Source organism: Candidatus Rubrimentiphilum sp. (assembly GCA_035710515.1).
Lineage (GTDB): Bacteria > Vulcanimicrobiota > Vulcanimicrobiia > Vulcanimicrobiales > Vulcanimicrobiaceae > Rubrimentiphilum.
The window spans coordinates 111,022-127,830 of record DASTDE010000002.1 but is presented as its reverse complement, the minus strand read 5'-3'; the positions used below and the strand labels follow the sequence as shown (position 1 = coordinate 127,830).

General features: G+C 61.4%; 16 protein-coding genes and 1 riboswitch. Of the genes, 8 read left to right on the top strand and 8 right to left on the bottom strand.

Features of this window, described 5'->3' with window-relative positions; all coding sequences use genetic code 11:
• Positions 1-600: 600 nt before the first annotated feature.
• From VFO29_06875 to VFO29_06850, 6 genes are all read right to left on the bottom strand, one after another.
• Complete coding sequence (locus tag VFO29_06875) at positions 601-1,764, bottom strand: amidohydrolase family protein (GenBank protein ID HET9393222.1); 1,164 nt, start codon at positions 1,762-1,764, stop codon at positions 601-603.
• Positions 1,761-3,113, bottom strand: a complete 1,353-nt coding sequence (locus VFO29_06870; protein ID HET9393221.1) for a hypothetical protein — start codon at positions 3,111-3,113, stop codon at positions 1,761-1,763. Before VFO29_06870 ends, VFO29_06875 begins: the two co-directional genes overlap by 4 nt.
• Positions 3,114-3,223: 110 nt before the next feature.
• Positions 3,224-4,717 (bottom strand): type I glutamate--ammonia ligase, encoded by a 1,494-nt coding sequence (glnA, locus tag VFO29_06865; protein ID HET9393220.1) that lies wholly within the window; start codon positions 4,715-4,717, stop codon positions 3,224-3,226.
• Positions 4,718-4,853: 136 nt separating this feature from the next.
• Entirely contained in the window at positions 4,854-5,633 is a 780-nt protein-coding gene (locus tag VFO29_06860) for an ABC transporter ATP-binding protein (GenBank protein ID HET9393219.1), read from the bottom strand.
• Entirely contained in the window at positions 5,630-6,616 is a 987-nt protein-coding gene (locus VFO29_06855) for an iron ABC transporter permease (GenBank protein ID HET9393218.1), read from the bottom strand. Before VFO29_06855 ends, VFO29_06860 begins: the two co-directional genes overlap by 4 nt.
• Before the next feature lies 1 nt (position 6,617).
• Entirely contained in the window at positions 6,618-8,441 is a 1,824-nt protein-coding gene (locus VFO29_06850; protein HET9393217.1) for a TonB-dependent receptor, read from the bottom strand.
• A gap of 23 nt (positions 8,442-8,464) precedes the next feature.
• Positions 8,465-8,638, bottom strand: a riboswitch (cobalamin riboswitch).
• A gap of 37 nt (positions 8,639-8,675) precedes the next feature.
• Between VFO29_06850 and VFO29_06845 the strand changes: the two genes are divergently transcribed.
• The 4 genes from VFO29_06845 to VFO29_06830 are packed head-to-tail and all read left to right on the top strand — an operon-like array spanning position 8,676 to position 12,548.
• Positions 8,676-9,980: a cobyrinate a,c-diamide synthase gene (locus tag VFO29_06845; GenBank protein HET9393216.1), complete on the top strand. Its 1,305-nt coding sequence runs from the start codon at positions 8,676-8,678 to the stop codon at positions 9,978-9,980.
• A 2-nt stretch (positions 9,981-9,982) separates the two neighbouring features.
• Entirely contained in the window at positions 9,983-10,813 is an 831-nt protein-coding gene (locus VFO29_06840) for a helical backbone metal receptor (GenBank protein ID HET9393215.1), read from the top strand.
• Positions 10,777-11,859, top strand: coding sequence for a GTPase HflX (hflX, locus tag VFO29_06835; GenBank protein ID HET9393214.1), 1,083 nt, complete (start codon positions 10,777-10,779; stop codon positions 11,857-11,859). Before VFO29_06840 ends, hflX begins: the two co-directional genes overlap by 37 nt.
• Complete coding sequence (locus VFO29_06830) at positions 11,859-12,548, top strand: serine protease (GenBank protein ID HET9393213.1); 690 nt, start codon at positions 11,859-11,861, stop codon at positions 12,546-12,548. The genes hflX and VFO29_06830 overlap by 1 nt, the downstream gene beginning before the upstream one ends.
• A gap of 14 nt (positions 12,549-12,562) precedes the next feature.
• Here VFO29_06830 and VFO29_06825 read toward each other — a convergent pair whose 3' ends face one another.
• Entirely contained in the window at positions 12,563-13,651 is a 1,089-nt protein-coding gene (locus VFO29_06825) for a potassium channel family protein (protein HET9393212.1), read from the bottom strand.
• Positions 13,651-14,100, bottom strand: a complete 450-nt coding sequence (locus VFO29_06820) for a carboxypeptidase-like regulatory domain-containing protein (GenBank protein HET9393211.1) — start codon at positions 14,098-14,100, stop codon at positions 13,651-13,653. The genes VFO29_06825 and VFO29_06820 overlap by 1 nt, the downstream gene beginning before the upstream one ends.
• A 55-nt stretch (positions 14,101-14,155) precedes the next feature.
• Here VFO29_06820 and VFO29_06815 point away from each other — a divergent pair, with 55 nt between their 5' ends.
• Genes VFO29_06815 through nuoD form a run of 4 tightly spaced genes read left to right on the top strand, consistent with a single transcriptional unit; the run spans position 14,156 to position 16,778 of the window.
• Complete coding sequence (locus VFO29_06815; protein HET9393210.1) at positions 14,156-14,509, top strand: NADH-quinone oxidoreductase subunit A; 354 nt, start codon at positions 14,156-14,158, stop codon at positions 14,507-14,509.
• Positions 14,500-14,979 (top strand): NADH-quinone oxidoreductase subunit B family protein, encoded by a 480-nt coding sequence (locus VFO29_06810; protein HET9393209.1) that lies wholly within the window; start codon positions 14,500-14,502, stop codon positions 14,977-14,979. Before VFO29_06815 ends, VFO29_06810 begins: the two co-directional genes overlap by 10 nt.
• A gap of 6 nt (positions 14,980-14,985) precedes the next feature.
• On the top strand, positions 14,986-15,564 hold the full coding sequence (locus tag VFO29_06805; protein HET9393208.1) for an NADH-quinone oxidoreductase subunit C: 579 nt from the start codon (positions 14,986-14,988) through the stop codon (positions 15,562-15,564).
• A gap of 2 nt (positions 15,565-15,566) precedes the next feature.
• Positions 15,567-16,778, top strand: coding sequence for an NADH dehydrogenase (quinone) subunit D (nuoD, locus tag VFO29_06800; GenBank protein HET9393207.1), 1,212 nt, complete (start codon positions 15,567-15,569; stop codon positions 16,776-16,778).
• Positions 16,779-16,809: the final 31 nt, after the last annotated feature.

Sequence of the window (16,809 nt, the reverse complement as noted above, 5' to 3'; positions counted from 1 at the left end):
GAATCGAGAAAAGTGACCTGAATAAGCCGGAGGCTCTCGCTGTCTATAATGTCTTAAATCACTTGGTGCAGGCCGGCATGTTGGTGCGAACACCCAGGGCTGCTGGGTTCGACTACTATCTGACATGGAACTCCATCCCATATTTCTATGCAACGAATAGCTACAACGATAATCACGGCAACCTCCCCTATTTTTGTTATTCGACGATCGTGCCCAAGCGAATTCTATGGGTCGAGCCGATACTGCCAACGAAAAATGAACGCATACGGCGAGGGCACTTGTACCGCATAGCCTTTTCGTGGAAGCCTAGCGAGCCGGCGAGTTGGGCCGACGACGGGTTCATTCGGTCGCACAGTGTGGTATTGGCACCGACGCACAACGCGATAACGGCGAAGCTATTTTATTTTAGCGGAGAATGGTGGCTCTTAAATCTATACGATGGGAGCTGGATGTTTCCGACGCTTGCCGACGCATCGGTATGGCCAAGTGCACGACGGTAGGTTTGGCCCTTCGCCAGGCTCAGGGGCCCTTCGACTGGGCGTTCGCTTCGCGAACGCCGCTCAGGATGACACTGCTGCGCGTTCGCTACGCGAACACCGCTCAGGATGACACGGCTTGAGCGGCGGCGGGCGTGAACATCTCGCCGAAAACGGTAACGCCGCCGACCATCGTACCGATGACGTTGTGCTTGCTATCCCAGAACGAAAGATCCGCACGTGCGCCGGGCGCAATGCGTCCCATTTCACGGTCGAGTGACAGGAGTTTTGCGGGCGTGTGTGTCGCAGCGACGACTGCTTTGGCGAACGGCAATTCCGTGTAGCTCATGTAATTGCGAACCGCTTCATCCATGCGAATCGCGCTGCCCGCAATCGTTCCGTCCTCAGCGCGCATGACGCCGCCCGAGATGTGATAGCCGGGGCCGGCTGAGGGCATGTTGTCCGTTGCCAAAATCAGCCGCTCGTGCACCGTACGGCGCAGAAGATCGACCATAACGGGCGCGACGTGAATGCCGTCGCAGATGACCTGAACAGTCGTCCTGCCGTCCTGGATGAATGCCGCCAGAATCGAGGGATCGCGATGGTCGAGCGGCGGCATCGCATTAAATGCGTGCGTGAGCGAGCGGAACCCCAGCCCGATCGCGAGCATTCCTTCGCGGTATCGCGCGGCGGTATGGCCTGCCGAACAGACGATGCCGTGCTCCAGGAAATATCGTGCTGCGTCAGAGACGCCGTCCACTTCCGGCGCCATCGTCACCATCAAACACGCGCCCCGGCACGCGTCGACTAATGCGCGCGTGCGTTCGCGTGTCGCGGGAACGATCCACTGCTGTTGATGAACGCGCCGGAATTTCGGATTGATGAACGGCCCCTCGAAGTGAATACCCAAGCAGCGCGCGCCGCGCGGCGAGTCTTCCTCGAGCTGGTGCGCGGCTTCGACGACTTCGCCGGCGGCATGCAGCATCGATTCCCACGGCGCCGTCATGATGCCGGCCACAAAACCGGTAACGCCCTGGCGCGCATAGTCGACCGCCGCCACCGGGACGGCGTAGCCTTGATCGCGATTGAAAAGAAACTCGCCCGCACCGTTGGTGTGAATGTCGATTAATCCGGGCGCGATATGCGTTCCCGCCGGCAAAGGATGATCGGCCGGGCCATCGCTCGGGAGTAGCTCGGCGATGCGCCCGTTTTCAATCGCGATGCGTCCTTCGGCCGACGAACCGTCGCCTAAAGCTATCGAAGCCGGGCCGATGACGAAACGGTTCATGAGCGAATCACCGCCAGCGCCTCGTCGCGATGCCGTTCCATAAGTTCGCGCGTGTCGCCCTCAACGTTCAAACGCAAAAGCGGCTCGGTATTTGAAGGCCGTACATTCAGCCACCAGTCCGGATAGGAAATGGTCACGCCATCCAAATGGTCGACGTCGGCGCCTTTGTAATGCTCTTCGATCTCGCGCATCTTCGCCTGCACGTCTTTGACGGTCGTGTTGATTTCCCCCGAGCGGAAGCGCGTGTCGATAGGCGTGATGAACTCGCTGACCGGCTTATCGGTTTCGCTGAAGAGTTCGAGGCATTCCATCAGGGCGATCATTCCCGAATCGGCGTACCAGTTATCGCGGAAGTAGAAGTGGCCGCTGTGTTCTCCTCCAAAAATAATGTCCTCGCTGCGCATGCGCTGCTTGATAAGCGAGTGCCCCACCTGTGACCGGACCGGGATGCCGCCGTTTTTCTTTATCAATTCAGGTACGCTTCGGCTGCAGATAAGGTTGTAAAGAATCTTGCTGCCGGGGCGGCGCTTGAGAGTGTTGAGGGCGACCAGCGCGGTCACCGTGCTTCCGTCGATCAAGCCGGCCTTTTCGTCGACGATGAACATACGGTCGGCGTCGCCATCGAATGCCACGCCCAGGTCGCATTTATGCTTGCGCACGGCGGCCTGCAGGTCGATCATATTTTCGGGTTCGATCGGGCTGGCCGGATGGTTCGGAAAACTGCCGTCGAGCTCAAAGTAGAGCGGCACCACCTCGCAGGGCAAATGTTTGAAGACGTGCGGAATGGTTTCGCCGGCCATGCCGTTGCCGGCATCGATCGCTATCTTGAACGGCTTGATCTTCTTCGGTTCGATGAATGAGAGGCAATGTGCCGCAAATTCATCTAAGATAAACTTTTGCGTAACCTGCCCCGGCGTGCCCGTCGTCTTTGGCGGAAGATTCGCTGAGGCGATCTGGTCGCGAATTTGAGCGAGGCCGGTATCTAACGAAATAGCCTGCGCCTGATCGCGTGTAAACTTCATGCCGTTGTAGTTGGCGGGATTATGCGATGCGGTGATCATCACGCCGCCATCCAGCTTGTACTTGCCGACCGCGAAGTACAGCGCATCGGTCGAAACCCGGCCGACATCCATGACGTTGCCGCCCGCTTCGGTCGCTCCCCGGGCAAACGCCTCGAAAAGATGTTCGCCCGATTCCCGCATGTCGCGTCCGACTGCCACGTTCTTCGCGTTGAGCAGCGGCACGAAGCAGCGCCCGATTTGATAGGCTAAATCATCGTTGAGTTCGTCGGGATAGATTCCGCGGACGTCATAGCTTTTGAAAATGGCCGCAAGCGACCGCGTCTGCATGGCAGCTCGCTTCGCAGCCCCTTTGAGGTTTGCCTATCTCAAGTCAAGTGAAGATGGTCTCGGCCCCAACCGCTAACCATACCCGCGGTTGGGGACGAGACCGTCAAACGCTACGCGTCGTAGTAGAGGTAGAACTCGTACGGATGCGGCCGGATCTCCACCGGTTTGAGCTCGCGTTCCGTTTTGTAGGCGATCCACAGGTCGATGAAGTCGTCGGTAAAGACGCCGTTTTCCGTCAGATATGCATGATCGTCGCGCAGCGCATCGAGCGACTGGCGCAGCGAACCCGGAACCGAGCGGATCTTTGCGGCTTTCTCCGGCGGCAGGTCGTAGATGTTTTCCTCGAGCGGTCCGAAGCCGGCCGCAACCGGATCGATCTTCCGTTTGATGCCGTCGAGTCCAGCGCAGAGGAGTGCGGAGAACGCGAGGTACGGATTCGCGGTCGGATCGGGCGGGCGGAACTCGAGACGCTTGGCTTTGGGGTTACCTTGGAAGAACATCGGAATGCGAATCGCGGCCGAGCGATTGCGCGCCGAGAAAGCCACGTTGACCGGCGCTTCGTAGTGCGGCACCAACCGTTTATACGAGTTGGTCGTCGGTGCGCAAAAGGCCATCAGCGAATCGATGTGCGTCAGTAACCCGCCGATGTAATAGAGCATCGTCTGCGAACACTCAGCGTAGCCGTCTTTATCGTAGAAGAGTGGGTCGCCCTCATTCCAGAGCGATTGATGCACGTGCATGCCGCTACCGTTGTCGCCAAAAACCGGCTTCGGCATGAACGTCACCGACTTGCCGTGACGCGCCGCAACGCTACGCACGACGTACTTGAACGTCATGAGGTTGTCGGCCGTCTTCAGCAGCGAGTCGAAACGGAAATCGATCTCGGCTTGACCCGGCGCGCCGACTTCGTGGTGCTGCATCTCGACGTCGATGCCCCACTCTTTCAAGACGAGCGCAGTTGCCGCTCGCACGTCGGCGGTCGTATCCGCCGGGCCCGCCGGGAAATATCCCTCCTTCGGGCGCAGCGTGTAGCCGAGCGATCCTTGCTCGCGTCCGCTGTTCCAGTGCGCTTCGTTCGAATCGATCTCGTAGTACGCGCGGTTCGGCGAGTTCTCGTACGAGACCCGATCGAAATAATGGAACTCCGCTTCCGGGCCAAAGTACGCGGTCGTGGCGATTCCGCTCGAACGCAGATACGCCTCGGCCTTACGCGCGATGTTGCGCGGATCGCGGTGATACAGTTTTTGCGCGATCGGATCGAAGACGTCGCAGATCACCGACAGCGTCGGAACGCCGCAGAACGTATCGACGTGAGCCGAATCTACGTCGGGCTTGAGGATCATGTCGGATTCGTGGATTGCTTGGAATCCGCGAATCGACGATCCGTCGAAACCGATGCCTGCCAGGAGCGTGTCCTCGTCAACTTGATCCGCCGGCACGCTGGTATGCTGCCACGTTCCGGGAACGTCGGTGAACTTGAAGTCCACCATCTTTAGGCCGGTTTTCTTGATGAACTCGACGAGCTGTTTCGGCGAGCGTTTGCCATGCACGCCGTTGCCGTTCGACGAGACCTTCGCCTTCAGCTCCCCCGCTGTCATTGCCATCTCTCGTCTCCTCTTATGAGAAGAACCCCCGCGCTTGGGCGCGGTGGGCCTTCGGTTTTGACTATCATCCCATGCGCGGGGCCCGGGCGCCTTAGCCACCCGGTAAAAGGTTTGGGGCGCGCGTTATGCGGGGTGTCTAGAGACCGGAGGTCGCGGCCGGAAATACCCGGGGCGCACCCGAGGCGGTCCGCAGCGACTCCATTTTCACGCCATAGGCGCGGCCGAGAAGGTCCGGGGAAAGCGCGCGCTCCCGCTCGTCGAACGCCAGAACGCCGCCGGGCTCCAGAAGCAAGACGCGATCGGCATACGCCGCCGCCTCGTTCGGGTCGTGTAGGACGGATACCACGGTCTTCCCCGCTGCGACTTGCGCGCGTAAGAGCGTCAGAATATTTTGCGCGACGCGTACGTCGAGATGGCTGGTCGGCTCGTCTAAAAGAAGCAGCGTGGCTTCTTGCGCCAGCGCGAGCGCTATCCACACGCGTTGTCGCTCGCCGCTCGAAAGCGTTTCGAACTCGCGGTGCGCGAGCGGCTCCAACTCGACCGCGCGTAGCGCTGCGGAGATTGCTTCCGTGTCGTGCGGCTCTTCGTTCCATTGCCACCAGTGGTGGTGCGGATAGCGTCCGGCGGCGACGACTTCGCGCACCGTAAGCCGATCGGTGAACACGTCGTCGCTGGTAACAAAAGCTATCGCGCGGCTGCGCTCGGTGGGCGAGAACGAGTCAAGTTTCCGCGAATCCATCACCACTTCGCCGGTTTCGACGCGGCGAAGCCCGGCGAGCGTGCGAAGCAGCGTTGTCTTTCCGACGCCGTTGGGCCCGAGCATCGCGACGAATTCGCCTTGGCGAATCTCGAACGACATCCGTTCAAGCAGCGTGCGCCCGGCGACGAACAGCGCAAGGTCGCGAACCGCTATCATGCCGCCGCCGTCCGTTTGTCGCGCAGATACAAGTAGAGAAATGTTGGAACGCCGATGAACGCAAGCAGCACGCCAATCGGGATCTCCGCGGGTGCGACCAGCGTGCGGCTCAACGCATCCGCCACAATAGTGAGCGCCGCGCCGAGCAGCGCCGAAGCCGCGAGCACGTAACGCGCATCCGAGCCGACCATGCGGCGCGCCACATGCGGTACGATTAAACCAACGAATCCAATCGTTCCGGACAGCGTGACTGCCGATGCGGCAAGTAGCGAAGAAGAAGCGAGGATCGTCCATTGCGCGCGCCCGACGTGCACGCCCACCGCGGCTGCGCGCACGTCACCCAATCGCAGTGCGTTGAGTGCCGGTGCACTCAAGAATGCAAGGATCGCGCCGAGCGCTGCATAGGGTGCCGCAAACGCGAGATCGTTCCAACTGCGTCCGGAAAGCGTGCCCGCCAACCAGCTGACGATGGCCGGCGCGCCGCCTCCGCCCTGAACGCGCGTCAACACCAGTGCGATGATCGCGGCGAACAGCGACGAGAGCGAGATGCCGGCGAGGATTAAACGCGTCGCGTCCAGGCTTGCGCCGCGTCGTGCCAAGGCCGCAACGAGTACCGCTGTCCCTAAGCCTGCACCGAAACCGAGCGCAGGAACGGCGGCGGCGGTTACGCCCGCCGCAATCGACAGCACGATCGCTACAGCCGCTCCGGCGCTTACGCCGGTCAAGTACGGATCGACCAGCGGATTGCGCAGCAAGCCTTGCAGCAATGCTCCGGCGATCGCGAGCGCCGCGCCGACCAACGCACCGATCACGATACGCGGCAGCCGGAGCTGCCACACGATCGTAGCAATTTCGCCGCTGCCGTACGGGTGGGTGATCGCCGTGACGATCGCGCCCGGCGCGAGCGGCGTGCCGCCGACAAGCAGCGCGCCGCCCGCTATCGCGAGCAGGCCGGCGATCAGCGCCGCAAAGCGCCAGCTCATGTTAGTAGCTGGACAACTCGAACGCGAAGGTGCGTCCCGGCATCGGAAAGCTGTTGACCGCGCCATAGCGTTCGTTGCCTAAGTCGAACCCTCGCAGCGTGAACAGGACGTGCGGCGCCGCGCGCAGCGAAAGATACGCATCGGTGTTCGTATACGCCACGGGCTGATCGAAGATTGGCTGCAGAAGGTTCACCAAACCGCGCCGCCCTGCCGAATGGATCGCCGCGCCGAAACCGTGAACGAATCCGCTGCCGGCGTAGTCCAAGCGCAGGTTGGCCGTGAACACCGGATCGTCGGGCAGCCTGCTCTGCGCGTCGAGATCTGCCGCACGAAACAGGTCGGTGATGTTCAACGCTGCTGTGAAACCATGCAGCGGTGCAGTCTTTACGTCGAGCGTTAGTCCTTCGATCAGCGCGTGGTCGACGTTTTCCGGCGCGAATATAAAGTTCACCGGATCGATCAGCTCCGTGACGATCAACTCATTCGTGCGATTCTCAAACCAGGTCAGCGAGGCGCCGCCTAGCACGTGCGAATCCACGATCGTCAAGTCCGCAACCTTGGCACGTTCGGGCTTAAGGTCGGGATTTCCGAAGAACGGAAAGTACAGCTCGGTCGCGTTCGGCGCGCGAAACGCCGTCGCGACGTTGCCTTTGAGCGAGGCTTCGTTCGAGAGGTGAATATCGAACCCGGCCGAGGGAGAGAGCTCTCCACCCAACGCGCCGTCGCGTTCGGCGCGCAGTCCGGCGTAGGCGCTTCCCCAGCGACCGGAGACCGTTTGCTGCACGTACGCAGCGGCTTGCGCCAGGGAGTTCGTTGAGAAAAGGCCGCCCGCATCGGAACGCACGGAACCGCGCGAGAGATCTATTCCGTAGAGCAGCTGTTCGTCCGCGCCGCTCACGACGTTTCTCGCGCCGAAATCGACGCGCCCTTCGGTGTTCAAAGATTCAACGGATTGAAAGCAGTTCGGATCGTTTGTGTTGCAGGCAAACGTAATGCGCTGTGTCGTGCCGCCGAACTGAAATGTCGTTTGGGCTTGAGCACTCTTGCGCGTCAAAGTCAGGTTCGCGCCTGAGTTTAAGTCGGTTTCGCGCGACGTCGTGGAAAGAAAAGCATCCGGCCCTGGGGCGCCGACGCGATCGCTTGAAATGCCCGCTCGCAAGGCGGCATCAAAGCTTCCAACGGGAAAATCAAAATTCGCGTGCAGTGCGGAAGCTTCATAGTCACTGTCGGGCCTGGTCGTCCCGTCCGGCAGCGTGAAGTCGTTGCGCGCAACGATCCGTGAGAATTGGATGTGGTCGCTGCGGATTTCGGCCGAACGGTCGCCGAACGATCCGGCGCGCAGCGTCGCACCGTATCCCGAGCTGCGCTGGGTGATGACATTCACTATTCCGCCGATTGCGCCGGTACCGTACAGCGTGGAGCCGCCGCCTTCAACCACCTCGATGCGATCGACGCCGGTGGTGGGCATCGTTTGAATCTCTACACTATTTGCAAACGATCCGGGCGCCGGCAAGCCGTCGACCAGCACGAGAATCTGCGCGCTGTTGCTGCCGCGGATCCCGTATTGTGCCGACGACCCGATCGCGCCGTACGGTGAAAGCTCGAAGGCCGGCAGGCTTTGAAGCGCCTGACCGACGGTGCGATAGCCGTTGCGATCGATATCCGCTCGCGTGACGATGTACGTCGTGCGAGCTGCATTTTTCAGCGTTTCATCGGTGCGATCGCTCGTATACACGTGGGCGATCTCCGGAAGCGCCGATGGCGACGGCGATGGTGAAGGCTGACCGGCGCTGCCGATCGTGATGACAAGGAAAAACCAGAACATGGCAACCCCTTCCTTTTCGCGAGGTGGTTGTGCGGCATTTGCGCTGGTATCCTGACTCGCGGATCGTAGCCTGGTGCCCGGGCCTTCCCCCAAAATGGAGTGACGCCGGGCGGCTCCCCGCCTACAGTGGCGCGACCGTGCCGGTTTTTGACCGGCTTCCCGCGCACAAATGCGATACGCACTTGATACGCGCTGCAGGCGAGCCTTCCTGGTCTTTTGAAAGCTGTGCATTCCTTGAAAGACAAACTAGTCGTCGCGGCGGCCGGCACCGGTGAGGGGAAAACCCTCGTAGGTTTGGCTCTTGCCGCGCTGCTCGCGCGCCGCGGAATTCCGGTGCAGCCGTTCAAGATCGGGCCTGATTACATCGACGCGCGGCTCTATGAGAACGTCTGCGGCCGGGCGGCCCGCAATGTCGATCTCTGGCTGGACGGAGCAGAACGCGTCCGCTCGCACGTCGGCGCAACCGCGGGATCCGTGGCGTTGCTCGAAGGCATGATGGGACTTTTCGATGGCGACACCATGGGCGACACATCGACCGCGCACGTGGCCGCATTGCTGGACGCACCCGTTTTACTCGTTATCGATCTGTGGCGCATGTCGCAAAGCGCTGCCGCGATCGCACTTGGCTGCTCGCAGATGCTGCCACGAGTACACATCGCGGGCGTTATTTTGAATCGCGTAGGCGGAGCCGCGCATGAGAGCGCGGTACGCCGCGCCTTTACAGCGATCGGTGTTCCGGTAGTCGCCGTGCTTCCGAATCGCATTGAGTGGAAGATACCGGAGCGCCATCTCGGGCTCGATCTCGAACGCGTGCAAGGTGTTGCAACGATCGCGGAGGACGTAGCGGATGTTTTGGCAGATCAGATCGATCCAGTGTTCTTTCCCCAACCGCGCGAGCAGGTGCCCGGCCCGGGCGAACGATTGACAACACGTCGCGGTCCGTCGCCGCGCATCGCCGTCGCGGACGATTCGGCGCTCTGGTTCACCTATCCCGAGACGATCGAAGCGCTCGAGCACGCGGGCGCGCAGATCGCGCGCTTCTCCGTGTTACGAGACAGCAATCTCCCAGCCGGCGCCCATGGACTATGGCTGGGCGGCGGTTATCCCGAGTCCCACGTTGGGGAGCTTGCCGCAAACGAAGCGATGCGCCGCAGCATAGCATCAGCGATTGATGCGGGCTTGCCCGTCTATGCCGAATGCGGCGGCATGATGTATCTCGCCGGCGAGTTGGAGACGCACGACGGCGTCTTTCCGATGTGCGGCGCCTTGCGAGGGCGTACGAGCATCGCGCAGCCTCGTTTGCACATCGGCTACCGGCGCGCGCAGGCGCTGCACGATTCTGTTTGCGACGAACGGGGCGACGATCTGAAGGCCTATGAATTTCATTACGCGAGCGAATCTCTTTCGGAAGAGGCGGCCTACTCGCTGGAGGATTCGCGTACCGGCGCGTGGCGTCCGCACGTGCTGGCAAGCTTCTTGCACCGCCACTTCCTAGCCGGGGACGCCGCAGTCGAGCGGTTTGTGGCGCAATGCGCTTGAGCTTGCGCGCGAGTATGCTTGTGGTGGCCGTCGTGCTGTCGGCGTGCTCGCCGTCGAATGCCGCGCGTCCGCCGGAAGTGCCGGCGCGCATTATCTCGCTGATTCCGTCGCTTACGGAGGATCTCTGCGCGATCGGCGCGGCCAAGCAGCTTGTCGGCGTCTCGCAGTTCAGCTCGGATATACCGTGCGCCAAAGGTTTGCCGGCGGTCGACGATGCGGCGACGATCGATGCCGAAAAAATCGTCGCGCTGCACCCGGATCTCGTCGTCGGGATTCCGTCGCAGCGCAGAGCTGCCGGTCCTCTCGTGCGCGCGGGAATTTCGGTGCAGCTCCTGCCCGATGACAGCTATGCCGATCTCTTTAACGACATCGCGAAGCTCGGGGCGCTGAGCGGACACGCCGCCGAAGCAAATACGCTTATCGCAAAATTACGGGCCGAAACGCAGCGGCTGCGCGAGACCGAGCATTTCAAGCGGCGGCCGGCCGTTTTCGTCGTCATTCAAACGACACCGGTTTGGACCGTCGGGCCGCAATCGTACATCTCGACGCTAATTTGGTTGGCGGGCGGACGCAACGCCGTTGCATCCTTGCCGCAGGCGTACGCGCAATATAGCCCTGAAGCGCTGCTTCGGCTGCAGCCCGACGCGCTGCTTGCCACGCGCGATGCGCAACTCGAGCAAAGTCTCGCTCGTGAGCCGTGGCGCTCGCTGCGAGCTGTCGGGGCGAAGCGCGTGCTTATCGCGCCGGATGCGAACGCTCTCTATCGCCCAGGGCCGCGATATATCCAGGCCCTTTCATGGCTCATCGATCAGCTTCGCCCAATCGCGCGGTAGGGCCGCGAGCACTCGTCGTCGCTGTAGATACGGACGACCCCGCGCGGCCAATCGAACCGGAACTGGCTGAACTGGAAGCGCTGGCGGCTGCGTCGGGCGCGAAAATTGTGGGGCGTATGGTGCAGCGGCGCGCGCGTGTCGACGCGGCTACGCTGGTTGGCAGCGGCAAAGCTGTCGAAATTGCGGAGCTTGCGAAAACTGCAAAAGCGAATCTCATCTTGGTACTCAACGATCTGCGCCCGCGGCAACGCAAGAATCTGGAAAAAGTTATCCCGGTGCCGATCGTCGACCGCACGATGTTGATTCTCGACGTGTTTGCGCGTCACGCACGCAGCCGCGAAGGCAAGCTGCAAGTCGAGCTCGCGCAACTGCGCTACCGCCAGTCGAATCTGATCGGCATCGGCGCCGATCTTTCACGTTTGGGCGGCGGCATCGGCACGCGCGGCCCCGGTGAAACGAAACTCGAAGTCGATCGGCGGCGCATTCAAGAACGAATCAGCGTGCTCAACCGGCAGCTGTCCGATGTTCGCCGCCAGCGCAAGACGCGTCGCGCCTCGCCCGGGCGCGAGCCGCTCGCCGCGTTGGTCGGTTACACGAATGCCGGCAAAACGTCGCTGCTGAACCGTCTGGCGCGCTCGAACGCGTTCGTCGCCGACCAGCCGTTCGCGACGCTCGATCCCACGGTGCGGCGCGTCTGGCTGAAGGACCGGGAATACGTCAGCGTTGTCGATACGGTTGGTTTTATCACGGAATTGCCAAAAGATTTGCTCGCCGCGTTTCGCGCGACTCTCGAAGAATTAGAGCAAGCCGAGTTGCTCGTGCATGTCGTGGACGCCGCGAATCCGGATTGGCCGCGCCAAATGGCGGCAGTCGACAAAACGCTGGCTGACCTGCAATTGGGAACGAAGCCGCAGCTCCTGGTCTTCAACAAATGCGATGTCGTTAGCGCAATGCCGCACCGCGCCGGCGCGATCAGCGTAAGCGCGCGGACGGGCAGCGGAATCGCCGAACTAAAATCCGCGATGGAAACGGCGGTCGCGCGTTGATGCGGCGTCTTATCGCGCTGTCCGCATTCGTACTTCTGGCGGCGTGCGCTGCGCCGAAATCGGCGGACGACGCATTCGTGGCAGCCGCGGACAAACTCCGGCCGTCGATCGTCTTGCTCACGATGGATGTGCCCGGTGCGACCAAGCGGAGCGGTCCCGACACCGAGTATGCGACCGGAATCGTGATCGCGAGCGGAAGTTGGGGCAGCGACATTCTCACGGTTGAGCACGCGCTCGAGCACGCCTGGAACTTCCGCGCGACGATCGGCAACAAACGCAAAGTGCCATTCAGTGTTGTCGCGCGCGACAGCGATCTCGATGTCGCGCTTGTGCGGACGACGGCAAGAGATCTTCCGGTTGCGCCGCTCGGTTCGAGTGGCGACGCGCTTCCCGGACGATCCGTGGGACTTTTGGGCTATCCGATACCCGATGAATTCGAAAACGAGGGGTTAGGTTTGGCAACATCTCTGAACACGGGGCGCATCTCCGCGCTGCGCCGCGATGCGATCGAGGTAACGCTCCCAATTGTTCCGGGAGAGAGTGGCGGGCCGGTGTTCCTGGCCGACAACGGCGAGATCGTCGGCTTAGCCGAATCGCGCTTCGAGGACGAACGATCGATTGGCTTTGCGCTACCGATTAACGCCGCAAAGCACTTCTTGCACAACCACGATATAGCCCACGGGTTTTAGCCAAGAACGCGCGCTTAGTGCACTGCGGTGGAGTGCGATCGCAGTAGCGAGCGATCGCCCACCCATTGCACGGGAGGAATCTCGAGCCAGCGCGCGAGCGCATTGAGCGGCGCGGCGTAACTGCGCCGCAGCTCGGAAAAGCGTTTCCAAGCTTCGTCGCAATCGCCGATGTGGTATCCTGCGGCTTTGAGGCGATCGCATGCGCCGTCGAATTCGTTGCGTTCGATTCCGGTCACTTGCCCGTCTTGCTCGAAACCGAAATAGCTTGCGAAATCGTGCGTGAGATGGCGGCCCAGATTGTAGACGATGTGGGCCTGCCCTTTGATTGCCGCGTCGCTTTCCGTCGTCGTTAGCACGAGCGATGATGAATCCAGCAGTGCTCCGAGCGTTCCGACCCACGATTCGTAGTCGTGACTCGAACGAAAGAGCGTGAGGATAGGATAAGCGAGGTGGCTTTCCATCACGCTTGCCATCCAAGCTTGGCCTTCGTGAAAGACCTGTGCGAGATCCGGCACGATCCCGGCGCGCGCATGTTCGATGAGCAATCCGACGCCGCTGGGCGGCGTGCCCGAGCGCGAACCGAACGTGACGACAAACGCTTCGCGTTTCTGAAATGCGCCGAAAAGCGAAAAGAGAAACGTCGCGACGACGGCCACGACCGCGAGTCCGCAGGCTGCGGCCGCCAGCGAGAGCATGTGTGACAGCGTTGTCGTTCCAACGATGTCGCCGTAGCCGATGGTCAAGAATGACGCGCCGGCGAAGTAGATGCAGTCGGCGAGAGACAGATTTTCCGGACGCAACTGATCGCGAATGCCGTAAAAGAGAAAACCCCAGCCGGCGATCAGCAAGACGACCCACGTCACCAGGTACAAGACGAGCGTGAACGGCGCGAACGTTCCCAAGAAGTCCTCACGTTTGCGTTCGTTGTGAAAGAATGTGTTGGCAATCTTGGGCCACACGTACCAGATGGCGCGATTCAAGTACCGGCTGACGCGAAGCGCCGTATTCTCGGCGCGCGGAACGATCACGCCTTGAAACACATCGCGCAGTGCGATGAAGACCAAAAAGACGCCGCCGAGTATGGCGACGATGTTGAGCGCCACTACGGCGAGGGGCTGGTGCTGCCGGTTGGACTGGGTTCGGGCGTCAACACCGGAGTCGGCGTCGGCGGCCCGGCGGTGGGAGTCGGCGTCGGCGGCGGCGGTGCGGTCGGCCCGCCCGTCAGCGGCAGCAACCGCACGTAGTACGCGTTGGTGGTTTGATCTTTGTGGACGGGGACGGTGACGCTCGTCGTCTGATAACCGGGCGCGCTGGCGGTCAGGCCCTGGCGGCCAATCGGAATGCCCGAGAGCTGGAAGGCGCCGTCTGGGTTGGAGTAACCCGTATATAAGGAACCGACGGCCACGAGCGCGTTCGGGACCGGCCGGTTGTTCGTCGCATCGAGCACGCGGCCGACGATTGTGCCGAAGTCCTGTACGCCGCCGCCGTTGGGGTTATTGCACCCTCCCGATTGGGCGAGAATCATAACCAATCCGAGGGCGAAAACCTTCATGTCCGTTCCTTTCTTCAAGGGGTTGGGAAAGGCTTGTGAAAACTGTCACAAGCCGATGACCCCCTATGCGCCCGTAGCGATCTTCGTGGCCGTCGCCGTGGCTGCCGCGCTGGCATTCAGTCTTTTGCCGGGCCTTTTGGCGCAGAGCAAACCGAATCCCGAAAAAGAGAAAGCCTACGAGTGCGGCGTCGAGCCGACTTCCGCGATCGCCGGCCGTTTTCCGGTGAAGTTCTATCTGATCGCCATGCTCTTCGTGGTTTTGGATGTGGAGGCGGCCTCGTTTTATCCGTGGGCCGTCCAGATGCACGCGTTGCGCATGTTCGGGCTGGTCGAGATGGGCGCGTTTATCGTCGTCCTCGCGATCGGGTACGCCTACGTCTGGAAGAAACGAGGTTTCGAATGGAGGTAGGCCCGGGCCATTTTCTCTTGGCGAAGGTGGACGACGTCGCGCGCTGGGCGCAAAGTTCGAGCGTCTGGCCGTTGACCATGGGTTTGGCCTGTTGCGCGATCGAGATGATGAGCGCGACCGCGCCCGAGTACGACATCGGGCGTTTGGGTTCCGAAGTTTTTCGCGCCTCGCCGCGCCAAGCCGATCTGATGATCGTTTCCGGCCGCGTCGCGCAGAAGATGGCGCCCGTTGTGAAGCGCTTGTACGATCAAATGGCCGATCCGAAGTGGGTGATCTCGATGGGCGCTTGCGCGAGTTCCGGCGGCGTCTTCGACAATTATGCGATCGTACAAGGCGTCGATACGGTCATCCCTGTCGACGTCTACGTTCCGGGCTGTCCACCGACGCCGGACGGATTGCTCTACGCGGTCAATCTGATCCAGCAGCAGATCCGCGAAGGCGGCCGCGGCGGATTGCTGGCACGCACATAACGCTGAATGCCTAGCACACAAACGCCGCCGCTAACCGGAACGGCGATCGATCCGCCCGCGCTACGTCCGCCGATCGACGATGCCGCCATCGAGCGCATCGAACCGGCGCAGCTGCATGCGCGGCTCGCCGATCTCAAACGCGAGGGTTTTGGGCTGCTGCTCGATGTCGGGGCCGTGGACTATCCGGAGCGAACGCCGCGTTTCGACGTCGTCTATCATCTCTTAAATTTGGCGAAGACGAAGCGCGTGCGCTTGCTATGCGGCGTTACGGCTGAAGATCCGAAGCTGCCGACGGCGACGGATCTATGGAGGTCCGCCGATTGGGCCGAACGCGAGATCTACGATCTCTTCGGAATTTCATTCGGAGGCCATCCGGATATGCGGCGCATTCAAATGCCCAACGATTGGGAGGGCCATCCGCTCCGTAAGGATTATCCGCTGCGCGGTCCGGCGCGCGAACGCTCGCCGCGGCCGGCTTTTGCCTTAAAGAGCAACGTGCAGGCGGGCGCGCCGCCTTCTGGGCGCACACTCGAAGCGCTGCAGCAGCAGATCGCCAAGATTCGAAATCAGGATCCGAAATCGTGAGCATGACCACGACGCCGCTCACGCCGGAGATCGTATCGCAAGAAGGCAATGCGATGGTACTCTCGATGGGGCCGCAGCATCCTTCGACACATGGCGTGCTGCAGATCATGCTCGAGATCTCGGGCGAGAACATCGTCAAGGCCGAGCCCGAGATCGGCTACCTCCATACCGGCATCGAGAAGACCGCGGAGAATCTCTTTTGGTCGCAGGCGCAGACCGTCATCGAGCGCATGGATTATCTCGCGCCCAGCAGCAACGCGTATTGCTACTGTTTGGCCGTAGAGCAGTTGCTTGGCGTCACCGATCGCATTCCGGAACGCGCGCAGCAGATTCGCGTGTTGCAGGCCGAGCTCACGCGCATCGCGTCGCACTGCGTCTGGCTGGGAACGCACGGTATCGATCTTGGCGCGCTTTCGGCGTTTTTCTACTGTTTCGACATGCGCGAAAAGATTTTGGATTTGCAAGAAGCAACCGGCGGCGCGCGCATGCATCCCAATTACTTGCGCATCGGCGGCGTGCAGGCGGATCTGCCGTCGGGCTTCATGGAGCAGCTCGACGAGCTCATCGCGATGTTTCCCGGCCGCATGCGCGATCTGCGCACACTGCTGCAAGCCAATCCGATTTTGCAAGATCGCCTGATCGACGTCGGCATCATGACGCAAGAAGAAGCGCAGGACTGGAGCATCACGGGCCCAGCGCTGCGCGCAACCGGTATCGCGTACGACGTCCGTCGCGCTTTTCCGTACGGCGGGTACGCCAACTATGAATTCGACATCCCGACGCGCGTTGAGGGCGATTCGTATGCGCGTTTCCTTGTGCGGTTGGACGAGATGGAACAATCGATGCGCATCGTGCAGCAAGTGCGCAATGCCTTGAAGCCCGGGCCGATCGCGATCGACGATACGAAAATCATGCCGCCGCCCAAAGAGACGATCGCGCTCTCGATGGAAGCGCTGATCCATCACTTCAAAATCATGACCGAAGGTTTTCGCGTCCCGCCGGGTGACGTCTACCAGGCCGTTGAGGGCCCGCGCGGCGAGCTCGCCTATTACGTCGTTTCGGACGGAGGCAACCGCCCGTACCGCGTGCGGACTCGTCCGCCTTCGATGTACAACCTACAGGCGCTCAAAGGGCTCGCGCCCGGCAACCTGATCGCCGATCTCGTGGTCATCATAGGCTCGCTCGATCCGGTTTTCGGAGAAGTCGACCGATGATTTCGGAACGCGGGATGCTCATGTGTCATGG

Excerpts from the sequence above, each read along its gene's own strand:
- VFO29_06875 (HET9393222.1), bottom strand. The coding sequence starts at position 1,764 with ATGAACCGTTTCGTCATCGGCCCGGCTTCGATAGCTTTAGGCGACGGT.
- VFO29_06870 (HET9393221.1), bottom strand. The coding sequence starts at position 3,113 with ATGCAGACGCGGTCGCTTGCGGCCATTTTCAAAAGCTATGACGTCCGC.
- glnA (HET9393220.1), bottom strand. The coding sequence starts at position 4,717 with ATGGCAATGACAGCGGGGGAGCTGAAGGCGAAGGTCTCGTCGAACGGC.
- VFO29_06860 (HET9393219.1), bottom strand. The coding sequence starts at position 5,633 with ATGATAGCGGTTCGCGACCTTGCGCTGTTCGTCGCCGGGCGCACGCTG.
- VFO29_06855 (HET9393218.1), bottom strand. The coding sequence starts at position 6,616 with ATGAGCTGGCGCTTTGCGGCGCTGATCGCCGGCCTGCTCGCGATAGCG.
- VFO29_06850 (HET9393217.1), bottom strand. The coding sequence starts at position 8,441 with ATGTTCTGGTTTTTCCTTGTCATCACGATCGGCAGCGCCGGTCAGCCT.
- hflX (HET9393214.1), top strand. The coding sequence starts at position 10,777 with ATGGCTCATCGATCAGCTTCGCCCAATCGCGCGGTAGGGCCGCGAGCA.
- VFO29_06830 (HET9393213.1), top strand. The coding sequence starts at position 11,859 with ATGCGGCGTCTTATCGCGCTGTCCGCATTCGTACTTCTGGCGGCGTGC.
- VFO29_06820 (HET9393211.1), bottom strand. The coding sequence starts at position 14,100 with ATGAAGGTTTTCGCCCTCGGATTGGTTATGATTCTCGCCCAATCGGGA.
- VFO29_06815 (HET9393210.1), top strand. The coding sequence starts at position 14,156 with ATGACCCCCTATGCGCCCGTAGCGATCTTCGTGGCCGTCGCCGTGGCT.
- VFO29_06810 (HET9393209.1), top strand. The coding sequence starts at position 14,500 with ATGGAGGTAGGCCCGGGCCATTTTCTCTTGGCGAAGGTGGACGACGTC.
- VFO29_06805 (HET9393208.1), top strand. The coding sequence starts at position 14,986 with ATGCCTAGCACACAAACGCCGCCGCTAACCGGAACGGCGATCGATCCG.
- nuoD (HET9393207.1), top strand. The coding sequence starts at position 15,567 with ATGACCACGACGCCGCTCACGCCGGAGATCGTATCGCAAGAAGGCAAT.